Raw genomic sequence first — 4,545 nt, 5'->3', positions numbered from 1 at the left:
GACGAACCCGGCGAGGAGCGGCAGCCGGCGGGCGGCGGGGCGCAGCAGGCCGCGGCGGTCGACCGGCAACCCGAGCCACCAGGCCGCCTCCGCTCCCCCGGCGCCGACCGGGCCGAGCCGGCCGGCGAGCGAGAGCAGGGCACCGGCGAGGGCCACGACGATGACGACGACCAGGGTCGCCAGGCTCAGGGTCAGGGGCGCCTCGACCTCAGGCGCTCCCGGCAGGGACGCGCGCATGGCCTGCGCGAAGCCGAGGGCGAGGCCGATGCTGATGGCGATGCTGATGACCGCGTAGTACACGCTCGACAGGAGCGCCCCGACGCTCGCCCCTCCGCGCGCGTTGGCCGCCTGCGTGGTGAAGCGCCGGATGCTCCTGGCGGACGGCACCTCGCCCACCTCGAAGGGCTGGACGGCGGGCTCGTCCTGGGGGTCGACCACGTCGGTCACGGGTTCTCCCGCGCGATCAGGTCCGCCGCCTGGTCGGTGGGCAGGACCCGGGTCACGTCGTCCGCCACGTGCACCGCGCGGTCCGCGACCGCCCGCAGCAGGTCCGGGTCGTGCGTCGCCAGCAGCACGGCGCCGCCCGCCGACTTCTCCGCGACGATCCGCGCCGCCAGCCGGTCGCGCATCGCGCGGTCGAGCCGCTGCTCCGGCTCGTCGAGCACCAGGAGGGAACGCGGCCGGACGAACCCGGCGGCGAGCAGCAGGCGGCGGCGCTGCCCCGACGAGAGCGCGACCGGCAGCGAGCGCGCGTGGTCGGCCAGGCCGAACTCGGCGAGCAACCCCGCGACCACCTCCTGCGCACCGTGCACGCCGTGCCCGCGGGCGGTCAGGTACAGGTGCTCGGAGACCGTCAGCGCCGGGAAGTAGGCGTCGTCGTCGAGGACGCTGGCCACCTTCGTCCGGAACGCCACGTCCCGCTCGTCCACGGGTCCGCCGAAGACCTGCAGCGAGCCGCCCGAGGGTTCCAGCAGCCCGATCACCGCGCGCAGCACCGTCGACTTCCCGGACCCGTTGGCACCGACGAGGGCGACGACCTTGCCGGGCGCCAGCGTGAACGTCACGGGCGCGCACACGGGCGCCCCGCCGTAGCCGACGAGCAGGTCCTGGGCGCGGATGACGGGCTTCGACACGTGCGTCAGGGTAGCCGCCGGGCGGCTGGTCTCCCGCCGGTCAGCTCTGCCCCAGGAACTCCTCGCGGCCGTCGGCCAGCTGGGCGTCGATCGCCGCACGCAGCGCCGGCCAGGCGGCCAGCTCCGGGTCGGCCTCCACGAGGGCACGGGCGTCCTCGCGCGCCCGGTCGATCACGGCGCCGTCGCTGACGATGCGCAGGAACCGCAGCGTCCCGCGTCGACCGGACTGCGCGGAGCCGAGCACGTCGCCCTCACGCCGCAGCTCGAGGTCCACCCGAGCGAGCTCGAACCCGTCGGTCGTCGCGGCGAGCGCGCCCAGCCGCTGGGCGGCGACCGTGCCCTCCGGGGCGTCGGCGACCAGGAGGCAGAGCCCGGGTGCGGCGCCGCGTCCCACCCGGCCGCGCAGCTGGTGCAGCTGCGAGAGCCCGAAGACGTGGGCATCGAGGATGACCATGACCGTGGCCGCGGGGACGTCGACACCCACCTCGATCACGGTGGTGGACACCAGCACGGGCGTGGTGCCCGCGGCGAAGTCCGCGATCGCCCGGTCCTTCTCCTCGCCGGACATCCGCCCGTGCAGGAGCCCCACGGCGGCACCGCCGAGCCGCGGGTCCGCACGGAGCGCCTCGGCCACCTCGAGCACCGCCCGCAGCGGTCTCTTCGGTGCACGCTGCGCGGCGGCCTGCGCCTCGCTGACCGTCGTCGGCTCGTCGAGGATCAGGTCTGCACCGTCCGTCTCGCGCGTGCTCCCGGCGGCGGCATCCTCGTCGGCGTCGATCCGTGCGCAGACGACGAACGCGCGGCCGCCGCGCTCCACCTCCTCGCGGACCCGGCTCCAGGTGCGGTCCAGCCAGGCCCGGTTGTCCGCAGGGACCACGTGCGTGGTCACGCCGCTGCGCCCGGCGGGCACGTGCCGCAGCTCAGAGATCTCCAGCTCACCGAACACGGTCATGGCCACGGTGCGCGGGATGGGCGTCGCGGTGGTCACCAGGAGGTGCGGGGCGTTCGCGGCCTTGGCCTGCAGGCGGCCGCGCTGCTCGACGCCGAACTTGTGCTGCTCGTCGATGACGACGAGCCCCAGGTCGGCGAACTGCACGGGGTCCGACAGCAGGGCGTGGGTGCCGACGACGATCCCCGCCTGCCCGCTGGCCGCCTCCAGCAGATTGCTCCTGCGCTCCGCCGCGTTCTGCGACCCGGTGAGCACGGCCACCCGCGTGCCGATCTCCGAGCCGCCGAGCAGCCCGCCCTCGGCCAGGTCACCCAGCAGCGCCCGCAGCGTCCGCACGTGCTGCGCCGCGAGCACCGAGGTGGGGGCGAGCAGCGCGGCCTGCCCGCCCGCGTCGACCACCTGGAGCATGGCCCGCAGCGCGACCACCGTCTTGCCCGAGCCGACCTCGCCCTGCAGCAGCCGCTGCATGGGGTGCGCCGCGGCCAGGTCGGTCGCGATCTGCTCACCGGCGGCGACCTGCCCCTCGGTCAGGACGAACGGCAGGCGCGCGTCGAACGCGTCGAGCAGGCCGCCGGACCGGCGCGGCCGCGCCGTCGACTCCTCGCGCCGGGCGCGAGCGCGCCGGCGGGCGAGCTCGACCTGCAGGACGAACGCCTCCTCGTACCGGAGGCGCGCCTGCGCCTTGCGGTAGTCGTCCTCCGTGTGCGGCACGTGGACGCCCCGCAGCGCGCTCCACCGCGACGCGAGGTGGCGTTCGCTGCGCACCGGGTCCGGCACGGGGTCCGGGACGTCCGCCTCCGTGAGCCGGTCCAGCTCCTTGCGCACCGCCGCGCGGATCTTGTCCGACTCCAGTCCCGCGGTCGCCGGGTAGATGGGGATCGGCCACTCGGCCTCCTCCAGCGCGACGGCCTCGTCGACCTCGTGGCCGAAGATCGCGTACGTGGGGTTGGCCAGCTGGAGCCGACCGTTGAACACGTTGATCTGACCGGAGAACAGGCCCAGCGACCCGGGGACCAACCGCTTGAGGTGGAACTTCGCGGCCTGCTCGTGAGGCATGAAGATCACCAGGTCGAGCGTGCGGGTGCCGTCGGTGACCTTGGCCTCGACGCGCGGCTTGCCCGTCTTCTGCGCGTGCCTGATCTCGGCCCCGCGCACCTGGGCGACGAGCGACACGTTGTGCCCGACCGCGAGCCCGGCGATGTCGGTGACCTCGCGCGAGTCGGCGTACCGCCACGGGTAGTGCGCGAGCAGGTCCCCCACGGTCTCGATGCCGAGGGCGGCGAGCTTCTTCTGGTCCGCAGGCTTGCCGGGCACCCGCTCGTCCAGCGGTGGCACGTGGGTGGCCACGCTGTCGTGATAGGTGAGCCCCTTGGCCATCAGTCCAGCCCCAGCACGAGCGAGGGACCCTGCCCGGTCGGGCCGACGACCGTGGCCTCGACGCCCGGGTGGTGGTCCTCGAGGTAGGCGGTGAGCTCCGCCAGCAGGTCGTCGTCCGGCACGTCCTGCACCAGCACGGTCAGGCTCTCCGCGGGGACGGCGCGCGGGGTCCGGGTGAGGGCGTCGACCGCGCCGCGCACGGTCCCCCCGGACGCCACGTCGACCGGGTGCACGGTCAGCCGTTCCAGCGCCGCCCTGGCCGCCGAGCACCCCCGCGAGGTCGGTCCGGCACCGGCGAACGCGAGGCAGGCGACGACCGTGCGCACCTCGTCGACGGCCGCGAGCACCTCGACGACGACGCCCGGCGCGCTGAGCGCAGCGACCTCCTGCGTGCTCACGCCTGTGCCCGGCAGCAGCGCCACGTGCGTCGCCCCCGTGTCGGTCACGGCGCGCTGCAGGTGCAGCGAGCGGACGGGCGCCTCGGGGCACCGCACCAGGACGACCGCGCCGGCCGAGCCGTACCAGGCCGCCAGCTCCGGCGCCGCGGTGCAGACCACCACGCCCCACCGCTCCTGCCCGTCCGGTCGTCCGGGCAGGGCGGACCCGCCGGCGTGCGCACCGGTCAGCAGCCGGACGAGCACCTGCTCGCGCCGCCCGAGCCCCGCCGCGGCGATCGCCGCCGCCGGCTGGTCCGTGTGGACGTGCACGTGCCACCAGCCGTCGCCGCCGACGACCGCGACCGAGTCCCCGAGTGCTCCCATCCGACGACGGAGCTCCGCGCCCGTGTCGACGACGGGCGCGGGACGGTCGGGCGCGTGCTCCTCGCTCACCAGGAGCATGACCTCGTAGGCGCCGCCGGACGGCTCCGAGCCGGTGTGGTGCGCGACCGACGTCGGGAGCCAGTCGAGCGGGACCTCCACCGGGCGCTCGTCGGCTACCGCGCGGGCGAGCGCGTCCAGGACGACCAGGAGGGCGCAGGCGCCCGCGTCGAGCACGTGCGCGGCCCGCAGGACGGGGTGCACCGCGCTGATCCGGGCGAGGGCACGCAGCGCCTCGGCGACGGCCTCGGCGAGCACGGTCGGCAGG

The 4,545-nt window shown here is 75.6% G+C and carries 3 protein-coding genes and 1 pseudogene; all 4 read right to left on the bottom strand.

The genetic code is table 11. The features are described 5' to 3' along the window. Nucleotides 1–447 (bottom strand): DUF6297 family protein (locus RYN42_RS19785; protein ID WP_315099217.1); only part of this gene is annotated, 447 nt, incomplete at its 3' end. Next, nucleotides 444–1,133 carry an ABC transporter ATP-binding protein gene (locus RYN42_RS19780; protein ID WP_315099214.1) on the bottom strand — a complete coding sequence of 230 codons (690 nt, stop codon included), beginning with the start codon at nt 1,131–1,133 and terminating at the stop codon, nt 444–446. The genes RYN42_RS19785 and RYN42_RS19780, both read right to left, overlap by 4 nt. A 40-nt stretch (nt 1,134–1,173) precedes the next feature. Further along, a complete protein-coding gene (locus RYN42_RS19775; RefSeq protein WP_315099211.1) occupies nt 1,174–3,459 on the bottom strand; it encodes an ATP-dependent DNA helicase RecG in 2,286 nt (761 codons plus the stop codon). Then, nucleotides 3,459–4,545: pseudogene (locus tag RYN42_RS19770) on the bottom strand (hypothetical protein); the annotation flags it as partial. The gene RYN42_RS19775 and the pseudogene RYN42_RS19770, both read right to left, overlap by 1 nt.

Source organism: uncultured Cellulomonas sp., from assembly GCF_963527515.1.
Taxonomy (GTDB): Bacteria; Actinomycetota; Actinomycetes; order Actinomycetales; family Cellulomonadaceae; genus Cellulomonas.
The sequence above is the reverse complement of the archived record's forward strand: the minus strand, read 5'-3'. Positions and strand labels throughout refer to the sequence as shown.

What these genes read in the sequence shown, in the direction of transcription:
- RYN42_RS19775 (WP_315099211.1), bottom strand. Translation starts at nt 3,459, where the DNA reads ATGGCCAAGGGGCTCACCTATCACGACAGCGTGGCCACCCACGTGCCA.